This window comes from Microcoleus sp. K1-B1 (assembly GCF_036704705.1).
Taxonomy (GTDB): Bacteria; Cyanobacteriota; Cyanobacteriia; order Cyanobacteriales; family Microcoleaceae; genus Microcoleus.
Genome location: NZ_JAUBSH010000128.1, coordinates 1 through 17,301, shown reverse-complemented (window position 1 = coordinate 17,301; position 17,301 = coordinate 1). Strand labels below are relative to the sequence as shown.

At 44.4% G+C, this 17,301-nt stretch carries 12 protein-coding genes; 6 read left to right on the top strand and 6 right to left on the bottom strand.

Annotation, left to right across the window (positions count from 1 at the left end):
- The first annotated feature begins 586 nt into the window (after positions 1–586).
- Together QUA83_RS28105 and QUA83_RS28100 are read left to right on the top strand one after the other, a co-directional pair.
- Positions 587–796: a hypothetical protein gene (locus QUA83_RS28105; protein WP_333297332.1), complete on the top strand. Its 210-nt coding sequence runs from the start codon at positions 587–589 to the stop codon at positions 794–796.
- Between the two features lie 252 nt (positions 797–1,048).
- Positions 1,049–3,460, top strand: coding sequence for an ATP-binding protein (locus QUA83_RS28100; RefSeq protein ID WP_333297335.1), 2,412 nt, complete (start codon positions 1,049–1,051; stop codon positions 3,458–3,460).
- A gap of 204 nt (positions 3,461–3,664) precedes the next feature.
- On the opposite strand, the gene QUA83_RS28095 is transcribed toward QUA83_RS28100, so the two are convergent.
- The 3 genes from QUA83_RS28095 to QUA83_RS28085 form a co-directional block, all read right to left on the bottom strand.
- Complete coding sequence (locus tag QUA83_RS28095) at positions 3,665–4,999, bottom strand: serine/threonine-protein kinase (protein ID WP_333297330.1); 1,335 nt, start codon at positions 4,997–4,999, stop codon at positions 3,665–3,667.
- Between the two features lie 91 nt (positions 5,000–5,090).
- Complete coding sequence (locus QUA83_RS28090) at positions 5,091–6,086, bottom strand: pentapeptide repeat-containing protein (RefSeq protein WP_333297328.1); 996 nt, start codon at positions 6,084–6,086, stop codon at positions 5,091–5,093.
- A 182-nt stretch (positions 6,087–6,268) separates the two neighbouring features.
- Positions 6,269–7,960 carry a hypothetical protein gene (locus tag QUA83_RS28085; RefSeq protein ID WP_333297327.1) on the bottom strand — a complete coding sequence of 564 codons (1,692 nt, stop codon included), beginning with the start codon at positions 7,958–7,960 and terminating at the stop codon, positions 6,269–6,271.
- Positions 7,961–8,030: 70 nt separating this feature from the next.
- On the opposite strand from QUA83_RS28085, the gene QUA83_RS28080 reads away from it, so the two are divergent.
- Positions 8,031–9,530 (top strand): NAD(P)/FAD-dependent oxidoreductase, encoded by a 1,500-nt coding sequence (locus QUA83_RS28080; protein WP_333297325.1) that lies wholly within the window; start codon positions 8,031–8,033, stop codon positions 9,528–9,530.
- A gap of 469 nt (positions 9,531–9,999) precedes the next feature.
- Here QUA83_RS28080 and QUA83_RS28075 read toward each other — a convergent pair whose 3' ends face one another.
- Positions 10,000–11,010 carry a leucine-rich repeat protein gene (locus QUA83_RS28075; RefSeq protein ID WP_333297323.1) on the bottom strand — a complete coding sequence of 337 codons (1,011 nt, stop codon included), beginning with the start codon at positions 11,008–11,010 and terminating at the stop codon, positions 10,000–10,002.
- A 178-nt stretch (positions 11,011–11,188) separates the two neighbouring features.
- Here QUA83_RS28075 and QUA83_RS28070 point away from each other — a divergent pair, with 178 nt between their 5' ends.
- Positions 11,189–11,647 (top strand): ABA4-like family protein, encoded by a 459-nt coding sequence (locus tag QUA83_RS28070; RefSeq protein WP_333297321.1) that lies wholly within the window; start codon positions 11,189–11,191, stop codon positions 11,645–11,647.
- A gap of 248 nt (positions 11,648–11,895) precedes the next feature.
- Here QUA83_RS28070 and QUA83_RS28065 read toward each other — a convergent pair whose 3' ends face one another.
- Positions 11,896–14,817, bottom strand: coding sequence for a GAF domain-containing protein (locus tag QUA83_RS28065; protein WP_333297319.1), 2,922 nt, complete (start codon positions 14,815–14,817; stop codon positions 11,896–11,898).
- A gap of 329 nt (positions 14,818–15,146) precedes the next feature.
- Here QUA83_RS28065 and QUA83_RS28060 point away from each other — a divergent pair, with 329 nt between their 5' ends.
- Positions 15,147–16,310, top strand: coding sequence for a quinone-dependent dihydroorotate dehydrogenase (locus QUA83_RS28060; protein ID WP_333297334.1), 1,164 nt, complete (start codon positions 15,147–15,149; stop codon positions 16,308–16,310).
- Positions 16,311–16,585: 275 nt separating this feature from the next.
- Here the strand turns inward: QUA83_RS28060 and QUA83_RS28055 are convergent, their stop codons facing one another.
- The gene (locus QUA83_RS28055; RefSeq protein ID WP_333224913.1) at positions 16,586–16,810 is read right to left on the bottom strand and encodes a hypothetical protein; all 225 of its coding nucleotides are present in this window, start codon (positions 16,808–16,810) and stop codon (positions 16,586–16,588) included.
- 279 nt (positions 16,811–17,089) lie between these two features.
- On the opposite strand from QUA83_RS28055, the gene QUA83_RS28050 reads away from it, so the two are divergent.
- Positions 17,090–17,266 (top strand): hypothetical protein, encoded by a 177-nt coding sequence (locus tag QUA83_RS28050; RefSeq protein ID WP_445301822.1) that lies wholly within the window; start codon positions 17,090–17,092, stop codon positions 17,264–17,266.
- The last annotated feature ends 35 nt before the right edge of the window (positions 17,267–17,301 follow it).

The window sequence follows — 17,301 nt, the reverse complement described above, 5'->3', positions numbered from 1 at the left end:
TGGACGCATAAGGGTGGTGGGACAATGAAACTATCTTTCTCTTATTATAGGATCAATTGTTCTGTGGTGTTCTCTAAGGTGAATACTATTGCCTCTTAATATTTGATTTGCTTTTAACCCCTGGGAGGGCTATTAGGCCGGAAGTAGAGTGGAGGGGGGTTTCACCACAATGCAACGGCCCTGTCGTTTTCTAGGGGCGACTGGAATGCCACTGCTTTCACAACGGATTCTTTATATTTTCTATAGATTGTATTTAGACTTTTTAAGGTAATAACTTTTTGACCTGCTGGGCGGAAATTTGGGCGATCGAGCTATATTAAATTCAATTAATTACCCCTTGTATTTTTCAAGATATGATAAGCCAGTGTTTCTACGGTATTTCGCCTTCAGTGAATCGCATTTGAGATTAATAGCAGAAACTTATACGTAAGTAAAATGCTTTAATCGCGATCGCCACAGTATAAAATGTTGTTCATTAACAGATAGTTGGAATTTTCGATCGGGTGATCAAAAATTATGCAGTTTATGCCCTAAGATAGATACACTAAGTTTTGTCAAGTTAATGTCGGAGTTGAGGTCAGCCGATATGGACGCAATAGTAGATGCAGTAGATTTGACTGCGGTAATACCGGGATATCGCTCGATCGCGCAATTGTACACAGATTCTCGATCTGCTATCGATCGGTTCGTGCGCGAGAAAGACCGACAACCCGCCGCTAAAATTCTCAAACCTACCTCGTTGTGGCGGAGGATTTCCGGGACGCGGTGCTGTCAAAATCCCAAAAAGTTGCATTAGCGACCGTTAATGGGATCGGTAGAAATAGTCCTCAACCGAACAGACATTCTCGACGAACTTGAACGCAGGCCGATTATTTACAAATACATTAAACCTTCCAATCTTTCAATAAATCTTGACTGTTACCTGTCAGATGAAGGCCTAAAATTTTTAACAAAAAGAGGCCACGGATTCGGGATATATTCGAGCCGTAATCCGCCGCCAATCGACAGGGGAAATGGAGGCAAACCTTATTTTGGGAATTGTGTTTTGATGCTAGTAACGATGATGCACGACTTTTATGATGCGCTGGCAGATTTGGCAATCTATGCAGATGCCGCACCGGCGGAGCGCCAACAAATCCTTAAGCGCGTTGGGGCTAGTCAGAAAAAACTCAAAGAATTCGCGCACCATACGCCGATAAATTACCAACACAAGTTCGATCTGGTTGAGGCAGAATTGCTGGGCGTTTTGGGACAGACAGCAGAAGCAATGGAACTGTATGATCGAGCTATTACCGGAGCTAAATCTAACGAATATGTCAACGAAGAAGCTCTTGCCTGCGAACTCGCTGCTAAGTTTTACCTGTCATTGGGAAGAGAAAAAATTGCCCGAATCTACATGATAGATGCCTATGATTGCTATGTCCGCTGGGGAGATAGAGCCAAAATAGACGAGTTAGAAAAACGTTATCCTCAATTATTAAAACCGATTTTAGAACCGGCCAAACTTCCTGCAAATCCATTAGAAAATTTTCCAACACCTGCTGGGCCAAATCAATCGCTTCATCCATCCATTCATCCATCCATTTCTCCGTCTGTTTCGGCAAGTGTCTCAGATTTCGGGAATTTTTCAACACTGCTAAAAGCTTGTCAAGCGCTCTCTAGTGAAAGGGAACTCGATCGACTGATTGCCAAACTGATGCAACTGGCGATGAAAAATACAGCAGCTAACAAAGGAGCGCTGATTTTGCCAAACGGCAATCAATGGGAAATCGCGGCTACCAGCACGCTCGACAATTCGGGAGTCGAGTGGGCGATCGACTTATCATCCGCAACACTCGATGACAACAGCGATATCTTGCCCCTGAAAATTGTTGACTGCGTTAAAAATTTATTGAAACCTGTGATTGTTCGGGATCTCGCTCAACAACGTGATTGGGATTCCGACTCCTACATCCTCAAATACCAACCGCAGAGCCTGTTGTGTTGGCCGATTCTTGATCGAGGCAGCTTAGTCGGCATTTTGTATCTGGAAAATCGCTTAACCGCAAGAGTTTTTACCCGCGATCGCCTGCAACTTCTCAATCTCCTGTGTTCCCAGGCAGCCATCTGTTTGCAAAATGCTCTGCTATATAAAAAATATCAGGATTACAACCAACAATTAGAGCGATCGCTAGTAAAAATTAGCCGAACCGAAGCTCAGCTTGCCGATCAGAAAAAAATGCTCCAAGCGATTCTTGATGTCGCTCCGATTTGGATTTGGATGGTGAATCCCAGTGGTAAAGTACAGTTTGTAAACAAGACATTTTCTCAAGATGTGGGCGTGCCTCTGAGCGATTTCCTAGCTGTCGATCATTATCAAGATATACTGGGGGAGAATGCAGCGGGATGTCTGGTTTCCGATGCCGCCTGCCTTGCTCAAGATTTGCCGCATTACTCCAGCGAAATTCTCAGACTTGTTGACGGCAAACTACACGATTTAGAAATCACGAAAGTGCAGTTAAAAAATTGCCAGGGCGAGACAATTGGGATTATTGGTTTGGGTGTTGATGCCACTGAGCGCAAGCGAGCAGCCGAACTTTTGCAAGAGCAAAATCAACAGCTAGAACGAACTTTAAAAAATTTACAACAAGCACAACTGCAAATCGTGCAAAGCGAGAAAATGTCGGCATTGGGTAACTTGGTCGCCGGAGTCGCCCACGAAATTAACAATCCGATTGGGTTTATTTCTGGCAATTTAAGCGAAGGTAAAAGAAGTTTGGAAGATGTGATCGAACACTTAGAATTGTATCGCTCCGCTGCCTCGCTATCGGAAATAGCCGACCACGCCGAAGAGATAGACCTCGATTATCTTTTGGAAGATTTACCGAAGATGATTGATTCAATGCAACTTGGGTGCGAGCGCATTTGCAGCATCAGCAACAGTTTGCGTACCTTCTCCAGAGGCGACAAAGACTACAAAGTTCCTTTTAATATTCACGAAGGCATTGATAGCGCGATTTTAATTTTGAAACACCGCCTCAAAGCAAACGAACACCGCCCGCAGATCGAAGTGATAACTAAATACGGCAATCTCCCTAAAATCGAATGTTTTCCCGGTCAATTGAATCAAGTTTTCATGAACCTACTTGCCAATGCGATCGATGCCTTAGAAGAGTCAAATATAGGACGCACTTTTAGCGAAATTACCGCCAATCCCAACCGCATCACGATTTGCACGGATATAGTCGGCGAAGGGTACATTAAAATTAAAATTGCTGATAACGGCACCGGGATCAAAGAGGAAGTTAAACAGCAGATATTCGACCATTTGTTCACGACGAAAGGTGTCGGCAAGGGAACTGGATTGGGGTTGGCAATTGTCCACCAGATTGCGGTAGAGAAACATGGCGGAAGCATCGAGGTGAATGGCGAGCCTGGAGTTGGCACTGAGTTTGCGATCGTTTTGCCTGTGAAGGGATAAATTTGAATTAAAATTTAATGTTTTTTGGGCGATCGCGTAATAAGATATACTGACTTTAATTCGGGTCTTTTTTTGAAAGCCTTGGCATAACTCTTTTAAAGTTGTATTTTAGACACCCTATAAGTGAGCGCGTCACCCATTTTGAGTTGGGAGATGTCTATTATACAAAAAAAATTAATCACCAAGGCTTCGCCCTACAAAAATTTATCTTAAATTTAACCAATCTTGAATTTCTTGCGCTAACCAAGCCGCCTCAACCTCTGTCAAATTTTTTCCTAAAACATAAAAGTAAGTTCCCATATCGTTACCGGCACGAATCTTGATTTGATTTCCCGAAAGAGAGTTATTGTGAATGAAAGCACCCAAAATTTCTGATATTTCTCCTGTTTCTTGTAAGTATTTACACCCCAATACCTGATGTGTTATTTTAAAAAATTTGCGATTAAATTTAACTTTCTTGATCTCAAAAATAACCTTAACTAATAAACCTATTATAAGTACCGAAATTACTACCACTATGCTCAATTTTCCTGTTAAAAAGGGGATAATTGTCGGGATGAATATCATTAGCATTACTGTTCCTAGATAAGCAGATAATAAAGGCTTTCTGACTAAGAAAGCCGGAATTTTAATGTGTAACTCCGTCGCTGATTTGCTAACTTGAATGAGACTGTGAGGCGGTTTAGCAATTTTCCGAACAGTCGCAATTTGAAGATTAGCCCCTTGTATGTTGCCCGATTTCAAAGCTGCTAAAGCCTCTCTAGCCAGGGGGAAACGCTTTTCTAACCCGATTTCCGTCATCTTCTCAATCCAGCTTACCAAACTAGGATTGACACTCACGCGATCGCTAAACTGAATCCGAGAATCTTTCTGTGGCAAATCCGCAGGAGTCGCCCCCGTTAACAAATGAATTAAAGTAGCTCCCAAAGCATACAAATCCGAAGCCGCCACCGCCCGCCCCCAAAACTGTTCTAAGGGTGCATAGCCACTGGTTCCTACAACTGTAAACGTTACACCTGTCACCGCGGCTTGAGCTTGTACCGCACCAAAATCTACTAGATAAACCTGCTGATCTTCCCCCAAAATTAAATTACTCGGCTTAATATCGCGATGCAAAACCGGGGGACTTAATTCATGCAAATAAATTAAAATTTCTAGCACTTCAGTGGCAATTTTTCGTACTTGTTTTTCGGAAAAATGCTGACCATCTTCTAAAAATTCCTGAAGTGAAAATCCCGGAATATAATCTTGGACTAATCCAAACCAAGGCAATCCAGCTCCAGCTTCCCGCTCTAGGGAAAAATAATCTCGATAGCAAGGAATGCGGGGATGATTTAGCGCCTGCAAAACTTGTGCTTCTCTTTCAAAAAGCTTGAGTTCTTCCCACTGCATTTCCGGGCTAAAAGCTAACATTTTCAGTGTCACCTGTTCTTGAAACTCTAAATCTACTGCTAGCCAAGTTTGATGACCAGCCGCTGTGCGTCCTAAACGCTGTTGCAATTGATAACGTTCTTGTAAGATTTTTCCTGGTTCTAACACAGCATTGCCCTATTTTTTTTAATTATATGAAATTTCCTTAACTATTAAATTAACTATTTTGCCGAGAGCGTTAAATTGCTAGTACAAGTAATTATCCGTGCATTTCTCCATTCGGCATAATTGTACCGCGCCACTGAGCACCCGTTAAATTAGCAGTGCTCAAATCGGCCCTAATCAAACTTGTGCGGTGCAAAATTGCCTCCCGCAAATCTGTTTTAGCCAGGTAAGCATCAGTCAGATCAGCTTCACTCAAATTTGCCTGATTCAAATTAGCTCGACTCAAATCAGCCCGCACCAAATTAGCTCGACTCAAGTCAGCCATAACTAAATTAGCATTGCTCAACTTAACATCAGTCATAAATGCACCCCGCAAATTAGCGCCAGCCAATTCAGCATCAAGTAATACAGCTCTTTCCAACTTAGCATTAGCCATTACAGCCCAGGAAAAATTTGTTTCTACCAAAGTTGCTTCAGTCAAAAATACGCCATCTAAAATAGCTTCGCTCAAATTCGCCTGAGTCAGATTTGTTTCTCCCAGAAATGCTTCAGTCAAATTAGCGTGACTAAGATTAGCTTTAGTCAAATCTGCACCTTGCAAATTGACGCCCCGCAAATCTGCACCTTGCAAATTTGCACCCCGCAAATTTGCACCCTCAAAAATCCGTACCTCCTTCCGCAAATTTGCACCCCGCAAGCACGCCCCGCGCAAATCTGCACTTTGCAAATTCACACCTCGCATATCTGCATCGCTCAAATTTGCATCAATAAAAACTGCCAAAGAGATGTTGGCTTTGCGAAAGTCTGCACCTTGCAAAGTCGCTCCGTGGAAGTCTGCATCGGACAAATTTGCTCCGCTCAAGTTTGCTTGATTTAAGTTAGCACCGCACAGCTTTGCATTAGTTAAATTTGCGCGCTGAAGGTTAATTCTGCTCAGGTACGACATCGCTAAGTTTGCACCCCAGAGGTCAGCACTGCTTAAATTGACGCCAATTAAATCGGCACCGCTCAGGTATACCCCTCTGAGATTCATACCTTGAAAATCTAGTTCTCCTGATGTATATCGCCTTAAAATTTCGCTGGCATTCATATTTGTTTTTGTTGTGAATTAGGTACAATCTGCTATTTCTAGGCTGCTTAAATTTCTGTTCGCGCAGGCGGACTTAGTTTTTATATCGCCAGAGTTGAGTCTGAGAAATTTGATGAAATTTCTTTAATTTCAGTTGACGCAGGCTGACTTAGTTGGTGTCACCCCAGACTTGAGTCGAGTATTTAGTGAGTTGGATTGACAAATTCTTGAGTCCAAAAGACTGTTTTGCTACCTAACTGTCGCCCGTGAATTTTCACATGAGTAAGATATTTGGATTTTAAAGTACACAATTTTTTGTGAATGTAGGTAGCTGTAGCCTGTTGATTTGGTACTTCAGCAGACTCCAGAATCACATGGAGCCAACCGTCTTTAAATCCCGCTGTAGCAGCAATTCCTTTAGGCTGTAGCAATTGATTAATCAATTGGGCGATCGCCTTTGGTTTGCCTTGCTTTGCCATTTCCAGAAGCTGATACTGATTTGCTTTATGGCTAGAGTTTTCCGGCGGTATTTCGGAAATATTGTCGGTCAGGTTTTCTGTGATTTCAGAAGGATATTTACCGCTTTCTTTTGACTCTAATTCAATTAAAATTTCCAGCAATTTATCGGTAAACTTTTGGACTTTGCCTACATACTCTCTGAGATTTTTATATTTCCAGTATAAACGCTCCTCTGCACTTCCAGTAGAAAATTTTCCGTTCAAAGCAGCTTCCAACTGGGTGAATATCTTTTCTATTTGCGCCGTTGCGGAGTTAGCACTTTGACTGACTAATTCTGTCATTTCTTCTTCCAATCCCAACTTGCGTTTGATGGAATCGCTAATATTTATAATAACAGGAGGCGCCGGTTCTAAAATTTCGATAATAGTCGGCATTTCGGCTACGGGGAATGTTTCTACCATTTCCTGTCTGAACTCGGTAGCATAATTATTGCTGGTTTCGGGTTCTTGAAACGGTAGATTTTCTGCCGTGTCAGGCACTAAGTAACTCTTTTGAGGGTCATAATGATAATGAGGTGGAGCAGCTTGAAGGATGTGAGTAATCTCGCCTGGATCAAAATAATCGGTGCGCCTGTCCACCAGCTCGCTCTCTTCATAAACACTATTGTTTAAATGTGTCTGATCGTAATCTTCACTAGCCGAAGATTCGGCTTCATAGGATTCTTCCTGTTGCATTTTTGCGTAACAAGGATTCATCGCTTTGATGATTACGCTAGCAGCTTGGTCGTTTTCATCTCTGTTGTCGAGATTGCTAGCAGTTCTGTACAACTGAGATTCTAGTTCGGCTAGGCTGCCACAGACATTAAACAGTTGTCGCAGCAGAGTGTCAAGTTCTTGAGTTTTCAGCAGCAGCCAGTCGCGATCGCTAAAAGTAAACTGGTGATAAAGAGTAGAAAAAATTAGGATTTTCGCCCTCAGCGGATTTGTTTGCTGCAAAATTTTTTGTCGCACATCAAATAAAGTGCCGGGGTTTCTTGCCCTTTCTTCGCTGCTGGGTACTTCTGAACTAAAGTGTTCTTCAAATGCGGGAGCTTCCTGACCGCCAAAACTAGATATGTTTACTTCTAATTTGGTGAAATCTTCAAATTCATACAGCCTGCTAAGTTGACAGACTATGAGGTCTGCTATTAAAGCATACTCGGTTTTTTTATTAACCTTAGAGACTATACTATTTAAAACAGCTTCAATATCTTCTAACCTGCTGTATTTGGCGCACAGTTCTTCAATTAAAATCCTTACATCGGCGCTGGCGAGTTGTGCAGGGTCGTTTTCCCAGAATTCTTTACAAGCAAAAAATATTATTTTTTTAATGCGCGAGAGATTCACGTCTTGTTCTAATTCGCGAACAACTTCATCTAAAATAGATAAAGCTTTCATAGTTTTCCTCCCATAAAAATACCCTGTCAACACTCAGCAAGAAATAATACAATTATACCACATTTGATAAATGCAAGACTTTGATGCGATCGTAATTGGCAGCGGTATTGGGGGCTTAGTCGCAGGCTCGATGCTAGCTCGCTACGGGAAGCGGGTGCTCGTCTGCGAGAGCCACATCATAGCGGGCGGGGCAGCTCACAGCTTTTCGCGCCGAGGATTTCACTTTGATTCGGGGCCTTCTTTTTATTGCGGTTTGACTGACCCCCGCTCGTTCAATCCTTTGCGGCAAGTTTTTGATGTTTTGGAGGAATCGATCGCAGCAATTTCTTACGATCCGCTGGGGCATTACCATTTTCCAGAGGGAAGTTTACCGATTTATGCTGATGCGAGAAGTTACTTAGATGCTGTAGCTAAGTTCGCACCGCAAGGTGCTGTAGAATTACAGCAATTTCAAGAAAACTTATTAGTTTTGTATGAAGCTTTGCGTGGAATTCCGGCTTTAGCGCTGAGATCCGACTGGCAGTTAATACCTGTTTTGCTGTCTCGGTACTCGCCTGCTTTGCTGAAGCTGTTGCCGCTAGTAGGTGCGATCGCGGGTTCAGCAGGTTCCTTGATGGATCGGGACGTGCGTGACCCTTGGGTGCGGCGTTTGATCGATTTGGAGTGCTTTTTGCTGTCGGGTTTGAAAGCGCACGGAACTGTCGCGCCGGAAATAGCTTTTATGATTGGCGAACGATCGCGCTGTGCGATCGAATATCCTGTAGGTGGCAGCGGTGCGATCGTCGATGCTTTAGTGAGAGGTTTGCAGCGCTGGGGAGGAAAATTGCGCTTGGGAGCTCCCGTCGAGCAAATATTAGTTGAAGCGGGCAAAACCACCGGTGTTCGCTTGAAAAATGGCGAAATTATCCGCGCCCCAATTGTCATTTCCAATGCCACAATCTGGGATACTTATACAAAATTACTGCGGCCTGAAGATTTGCCGGAAAGCTACCGAAAAAACGCTTTATCGATGCCCGCCGTAGACAGTTTCATGCACCTGCATTTAGGAATTAAAGCCGAAGGACTCGAAGGTTTGACCGGCCACCACGTCGTCGTTCACGACAGCAAGATTGACATTACAGTACCCGGAAATACTTGCATGATTTCGATTCCTACAGTGTGGGATGCAACTCTCGCGCCGCCCGGACATCACACCGTTCACGCTTATACATTGGAACCTTACGAAGGTTGGAAATATGGCGAATTATATCAGCAGAAAAAGCAAGAGCGAGCGCAATCTCTGTTTCAAGCTTTAGAAAGAATTATACCGGATTTGCGATCGCGAATAGTCTTAGAGTCGATCGGCACACCGCTAACCCACGCCAGATTTTTGCGCCGATATCAAGGAACTTACGGGCCTGCAATTGCCGCCGGAAAAGGCACATTTCCCGGCCCCCAAACACCAGTCAAAGGCTTGTATCGCGTGGGAGACAGCACCATGCCCGGAATTGGCGTCCCTGCCGTAGCAGCATCGGGTATTTTGTGCGCGAATACTTTGGTAAATTCCGATGTGACAGCACAATTTTTGTAAGCGAAGGAAGTTCGGCAACGGATTATGTAACGGATGTAACGGATGTCAGGAAGAAGGAAGTTCGGCAACGGATTATGTAACGGATGTAACGGATGTCAGTCTGATGGAAGTCGGGAGAAGGAAGAAGGAAAATTAACTGGTTTCCTGGCTCTGGCTGGGAACCGAGATCCAGAGGCTCTGCCTCGCTGGCAAAAAAACAGGAGGCAGAGCAAGAGTGAAATGCGTTCCCAGGCTCTTCCTGGGAACGATTAAAACGAGGAAAAAACTACTTTTTACAAAATCTGCCTGCTGCCAAAACTGATTATCCACCAGCGGCAAAAGCGCCCATAATTGCGATCGACAAAGCCAAACCTGGCAACAACAGCAATCCTAACATTAAAGCATCGTGTCCGCTCATCACTTTCTCCTGATATTGACGTTAAACATTATACTTTATAAACTGCAATCTTGCTTCGGTCTTAATAATTAATTAAAACCGGCATATAGATTCAGGATTGACAGGGCAAATTTTATTAACAATGGGATTCCCGCGCAAGTCCAGGGTAGTTAACTTTTGCAAAGATTGCAGGGAACTGATATCAGAGATTTGATTATTGTATAAGTCTAGTAAAAATAAATTATTTAAAGCTTGTAGCGCGCTGCTATCCGAAATAGGATTGTTGAACAAATAAAGTTCAGTCAAATTAGTTAATGATTTCAGCGGACTGATGTCTGATATTTGATTGTTGCCGAGGTTGAGTTCAATTAAATTAGTGAGCGATGTCAAAGGACTAATATCTGATATTTGATTTTGGAATAAAACCAATTTATTTAAGTTAGTTAGAGCTTTCAACGGAGTAATGTCAGATATTTCATTTCCGAATAGAAACAGCGTAGTCAAATTTTTCAAGGAAGCCAGTGGGGTGATATCTGATATTTTATTATTGTAAAGGTAGAGTGTCTGGAGTTCAGTTAAATTTTCCAGAGGGGCGAGATCGGAAATTTGATTTTTGTAGAGAATCAGCGCATTTAAGTTAGTTAAATTTTTCACCGGAGTGATGTCGGAAATTTTGTTGTCAAACAAGACAAGTGCGGTAAGATTAGTTAGACCTGCTAGGGGACTGATGTCTGAGATTTGATTGGTATCGAGAACGAGTATAGTCAGATTTGTTAGAGAGGAAAGCGGACTAATATCTGATATTTGATTGACATCTATAATCAAAGTTTTCAGGTTCGTTAAAGATTGTAGGGGATCGATATCAGATATTTGATTACTGCCGAGGATGAGATTAGTAAATTGAGTAAAAGATGAGAGGGGGCTGATATCGGTAATTTGAAGATTTTTGAGGTTAAGTTCTGTTGTATTAGAAAGCAGTTCGTTCGCGCGATCGCACTCAGAAGTATCTGATATTTGCAAGAGTATTTCTACCGTATGTTTGGCGCTGCTCGATAGATTTTCTTTCTGCTTGCACCACTCGGAAAAGTTATTATAAGTTGTCATGGGCTGTGCTGCCTTAATCGATTTTAGATGGGATATTTTAAATTTTAGATAAGTATAGCAATTCTATTTCATTTGTGAATGAATTTTTTTTCGGGTTTTGAGGAATTTCCGCAAAAATTGTGTAAAGTAATCTTAACATCGTTAATTGCATTGCCTTCGCAGGAGCCAAGAGCCAACTATGACACCAGAACTAATTTTTAATGCCGGTAATCTGTTCGTTGTGCCTTTCTGGGCAATTATGATTTTATTACCAAACTGGGGAATTACCCGAAAAGTCATGAATTCATTTATTCCGTTTGCAGTGCTAGCCGCTTTGTACATATATTTGTTTGGTAGCAGTCTGACGGCGGAAAATGCGGCAGCTTTGTCGAATCCTAAGTTAGCAGATATTGCTAAGTTTCTGGGGGAGGAAACGGCGGCGGCTACGGGATGGATACATTTTTTAGTGATGGATTTGTTTGTCGGGCGCTGGATTTATTGGGAAGGACAGCGGACAGGAGTTTGGACGGTTCATTCTTTGGCTTTGTGTTTTTTTGCTGGGCCGATGGGATTGCTTTCTCATATTGTAACTGCTTGGATTACTCAAAGGTTTTTCCCGAATTCTGAGGCTGCGGAAACTGTTAGTTCATCGGTTTAGGCAGAGGGTTTTTAATACCTTGGATGTTAATCATTCATTGGTACACGCAAAAACTCTAAACGTATTTATTGTAGGGTGCGTCAAGGCTAAATGTGAGAACCATCTGCTCAATAAATTTATCCCTGACGCACCCTACGGTTAGTTAGTAGAGTGCGTCAGGACTGAATGTTTTGACCAAATACTAAAAAATGTTCACCCTCAACACCTTACCATAACTATAAGAAGAGTGAACTCGCAGCTACAGAATTTTAAGAATTGGCTAGGGGCAGCACTAAACGAGCGACAATTAAATTGTTTTCTAACATTTCTAAAGAAAAGTTTCCCCCCATTAAGCGTACTGCTCGCTGACAAATTAAGAGATTTTGCACGATCGACCTATGGGAACTAGAAACCGCTAATATATCGGGTTCGGAACCGCCGTTGAAGGCAGCAATTAACTGTCGATCGCACGCGCCGCTATCGATCACAGACAATTCTAACAAATCTTCCCCCAACAACTCAGAGCGAATCTCAATCTTGCCGCCAACAGCAGAGCGCCTGCAAGCCGTCGCCAGCAATTCGCACAGAATCAAATCGAGCTTGATACTGTCCCCGCGAACGCTCAAAGTCTGACCCGCAGGCATCGACACAGCAGTTTCTCTGTGCACTTCCAGCAAGACTTTCGACTGTTTGACCAGGGGGGCCGTTCGATCGAGCGATCGCCTCAGCCAAGCGCTCACAGGCACCGCATCTTGTGCGAATTGCAGCCGCCAATGTTCCTGTTTCAGCAGCAAATGAGTTGACCCCAAAGCATTGCCCATTTGCCGCAAAACCTGTTGGTAGCGCAAAATTTTCAGAGCATCCTTTTGTTCCTTCGCCGACTGCAAAATCGACTGACTCAACTCCCCCAACTCCTTCACCCCCGCTCCCACAGTGCGGTAAAACTCCTCAAAACGGCGCTGTTTGTACCAGTTGAGCAACTCTAGATCCAATCGCTGCGACTCCTGGATCGATTGCACCGCCAAATACCTGCGCCACCAAGCCAACTGAGACGCCATTGAGCTGAGTAAACTTACCGACAACTCCGACCACTGGCGGCCCGGAGCGTCCGCAGCCACCACAATGCCCGCCGGAGCGTGTTCTGGGGCAGTCCGCAGCGCCACCGTCATAATCTCGCCAATTCCCGGACTGCGGAGCCACCGCTTCGTCGCCAGTGGCAGTTGGCTCGTGTTCTGTTGCAGCACGGAGTTAGCAGCCAGGGTTTGTTGGATCAAGGGATCTGTTTGGACAGGAATCACCGCATCGGGATTGAGGGCAAATACGGGATTGGCAGCTACCGTCGCCACGATGGAACCTTCCTCCTCACCGGGATTCCAAGTAATTACGGCTACTAAAGGACAGGAAATTGTCTGGGAAACGTGTTGAGCAAAGTTACGATCGAGCTTTTGTAACGGCAACTCTGGGAACATCGTCGGTGAAGCAGCAGATATCTCTTGCTCAGATTGCTCATCAGGAGAATGGTGCAAAACGGCCAAACCCGATTTGAGCGAGCGCTCAAATTGCTGATATTTGTCGATTGCCGAACTCTGCTGCCACGAGTGCAGGATCAATCCGAGTTGTTGGCCCACTAGCCGAACTAATTCTTGCTCAGATCGCCTCCAAGTGCGAGTTGCACTGTGCCCGACAACCAGCAAACCCTCGATAGATTTGGCATTGGCAATTTTCGATTTGAGATTGGGGTTTTCTCCCTCTTCCTTTTTCCCCCGAGTGCTCGATGCCAAAAGCGATCGCACCCCCGCTTCCCCCAACACATCTCGCCAAGCGCCCAACCGCCCATCTTCCTCCCAATTTTCAATAGCTAGAGGTTCGCTTTCTTGCAACAGCCCCACGTCAGCCACATCGAGGGCGTTGAGTGGCGACGGCACTGGCCTGCGATTGCGGGGCTGATTTTGGCAGACAATTTCAAAGCGATTTTGTTCTTCGCCGTACAGCAGCAGCAAAAAGTATTCGCATTTGAGCCGATCGCACAACTGTTCGGCTGTCTTTTTCAAAGTCGCCTCCCAGTCAGCATCGCTGTAGATGGCGTGAGCTATTCCGGCAGTTAAATCTCGATCAATTTCAGTTTGCTGAATTTTCTCCTCCATCTCCGACACAGGAGCCGTCAGAGCCACTAACTGCGCCACTCCCCGCAGGTAATGCTTTTCATTGTCTTGCCAAATCCGGGGTTCGCCGGCTTCGACTGCCACAAATCCCAACAATTCCCCTTCTGAAACAATCGGCGCAGCCAACAGAGAGCGAGCGCGGATTTGCTGCATCAACCGCCCCGTCAGCTCAGTTTTCAGAGAACTTTGAGATTCACCGATCCAAACCATTTCTTCCCTGCCCAAAGCCTGATAAAATTCGCCCAAGTCTTGAACGGTGATGCCCGAAGCGGCTCGGCCGGGCCCTCCCAAACCCGGAGTAACTTCGCGGTTGCTGACTCGGCGCCAAAAATAGCGCCGCTCTCGCTCGAACCAATAAACATTGGTGCGTGTCGGCTCAATAAATTCATGAGTTTGTTCGACCACCGCTTGCAAGTATTGGTCGAGCGATCGCAATTCCCCCAACTGCGAAATCAGCGCTAAAAGAGACTCATCTGGGTGTTTAATTTGTTGTCGCTGCCAATCTTTTTCTATTTGATAAAGAGCAGTTGCCAGCGCTCCAAATACGATCGCCAACTGCGTTTTTTCCCCCGACTTTGGCGACGCTCCCCATACCTCAGTGCCGAGCATAATCACGCCGTAGCAGCGGTCTTTGTAGCGGAGCGGAAACAGAGTCGTGCCTTGAATATTGAAAGTTTGAGCTGCTTTGCGCCATTCTCCAGCTCTACTTTCCGATCGCAAATCCGGGACTCCCACCGGGCGGAGCTGAATCACCACTTGTTCGAGCAAATCCCCTGGGCTGAGGGCAAACCGCTGTTTGAGAAAAGACTGGTCGCCGTTAGGAGTTATGCCACCTTTCCCGAACAATCTGTGGGCCTGTCGATCGTACAACCCGATCCAAATCAACCCCCAGTCAAATTCCGTTTGCAAGTAACCGAGTGTGGTCGAAAGTAGCACTTCCACATTCTCCTCTTCTCGGAGAGTCTGGAGAACGCGCTCTAGGGTCGCGATTTGTTCGTCTAAATCCTTCGGTCTTTGCTGCTGCCCCATTTCCAAGCTTCCCCGCACCTTGTCTAATTTAAAATTACTAACTTAAATATTCAAAAAAATAAAATTCCCAAGAATCAACTTATAATATAATCGTCTCATATCAAATCCGTTAGCATCGGAATAGTAAATTCGAGTTCACTGTCAACTGTCAACCGTCAACAGTCAACATCATTCCGGTGTAACCGGAAATGATATCACTTATCCTTCAATCTCAAGCATTGGATAAAGTCGATCGAAGTTGAAGTAAAAACTTCGCCTTCACTGCCTGCTCGTGAATATTTTTATTTTCCTTCTCCTTTCTAATTTGTAAATTGCCCCAGTACAAATCATTGGATATTTATCAATCAAGTGTACGCCCGCTGTTGTTTTCCGTATTGAAAACCGATGCCGAGTGGCTGCACAACCGCACTCTCCAATTCCTCGAACTTGCAGCCAGAACCCAGTCAAACCCAGCAACCAGCCAAATGCTCTCTCGATTGCAGAAATCTTTGGGAGTCCAAGATTCTCGCCTCGAACAATCTTTGTGGGGACTGAGCTTTAACAATCCTGTCGGCTTAGCCGCCGGATTTGATAAAAACGGCGTAGCCGCTGACATTTGGGCAAATTTTGGCTTTGGCTTTGCCGAACTCGGAACTGTCACTTGTCAACCACAGCCGGGAAACCCCCAACCTCGCTTGTTTCGCTTGACGGAGGACAGTGCAGCCCTCAACCGCATGGGATTTAACAATCAAGGAGCCGCGGCAATGGCAGCCCGGTTTCAGGCAGCACAGAAACAGTCCAAATTCGATGCCCAGCGCCCCATGCCTCAGTCTCCGTTCCCCTTGGGCATCAATCTCGGTAAATCTAAGGTAACACCGTTAGAGCAAGCAGCAGCCGACTATTTGGAGAGTTTTAAGCTGCTGAAAGATTGGGGCGACTATTTTGTAGTGAACGTTTCGTCTCCGAATACGCCTGGGTTGCGATCGCTCCAAGATGCTGCTGGGCTCAGCACAATTTTGGAAATTTTGCAACAAGAAAATCAGGGACTCAAGCCAATTTTAGTCAAGATTGCGCCGGATTTGGAGTCAGAGGCGATCGTATCAATCCTTGACTTAGCAAAAACCTACCAACTAGCAGGAATTATCGCCACAAATACCACCATCCGCCGCGACGGATTGAAAACACAAATATTGCGAGAAACAGGCAAACCAATCGCCGAAGAAGCCGGGGGAATTAGCGGGCTTCCAGTGCGGGAGCGATCGACAGAAGTAATCCGATTTATCTGGCAATATACAAAAGGCGAATTGCCCATAATTGGAGTTGGTGGCATTTTCACCGCCGAAGATGCTTGGGAAAAAATAGCCGCCGGTGCAAGTTTAATTCAAGTTTACACTGGTTGGGTTTACGAAGGGCCTTGGATGGTGCGTCGGATTCTCCAAGGTTTGTTGCAAAAGTTAGAAGAAAAAGGATTTAGTTCTATTTCTGAGGCAGTAGGTTCGGAAAATATTAAGTAGCAAATCTGGACACAACAATATTGTGTCTTTGGGGCGGATTTATAGCAAGCCCCAAAACGGTTGATATAAATAAAAGTTTGATATTGGGAATTGGGCGAAGCCCAGGGATGAGGCCTTGAGTCCCATCTGATTGGGAAATGGGCAAGCCTGTACTATAAAAAGCACAGGCGAGGGATTAGGAATTGGATATTAAAACTTAAAGATTCATCACTCTCTGGCATAATACCAGTGTTTATTACCAATTACCAATAACCAATAGCCAATAACCCAAAAACTTACTTTGGTTTAGAAAGTCCTGCCAGCGACCAAGTTAGACTCACCATCATTAAGCGTGCTAGAGCCTTCAAACCATCTTCACCGTGATTTTCAAATGCTTGAGACTCGGTTTGAGAATTATCATTTTCTGACAAGTCTTGAGTGGCTGCTGGTTTTTTCAACTCCGCTTTGTCAGAAGATTCCTCAAGACTGACTTGTGACTGATGATTTTCTTTTTCTCTCATTTTATGAGTCACCTCCTTGAGTTATTGCATACATAACCCATACTACAAATATAAATTGTTTGTTTCCGGCATTTGGCGATCGAAGTTTTCTTACATGGCGATCGTAATCAGCCAATGAGGTGATACCCATCACTTAATTGTTATTTTTACTGACTAGCGATGTTTTCACAAATCTGCTACAGTTAATACCTAACAATCAATGTGACGCTCAGTGACATCAAATTGAAACTAAGCCTCTGAAAAATCCGAATAAACTAAGAAAATAAAGGTGTAGAGCTGATGGGAATTTATCTCGATACTGCAATTGTAGCAGAAGCAAAAGAGGCGAGCAAGTTCGGCTGGCTTTCGGGTATTACTACTAATCCAACCCTCCTGGGAAAAAGCGATTTAGCTCCCGATGTGACGCTCACACAACGGGTGCATCTCACTTTTGCGAATGTGTCAAAAAAGAGTTAAAATGAAAAAGCTAGTAAAATCGTCAAATAAAGATG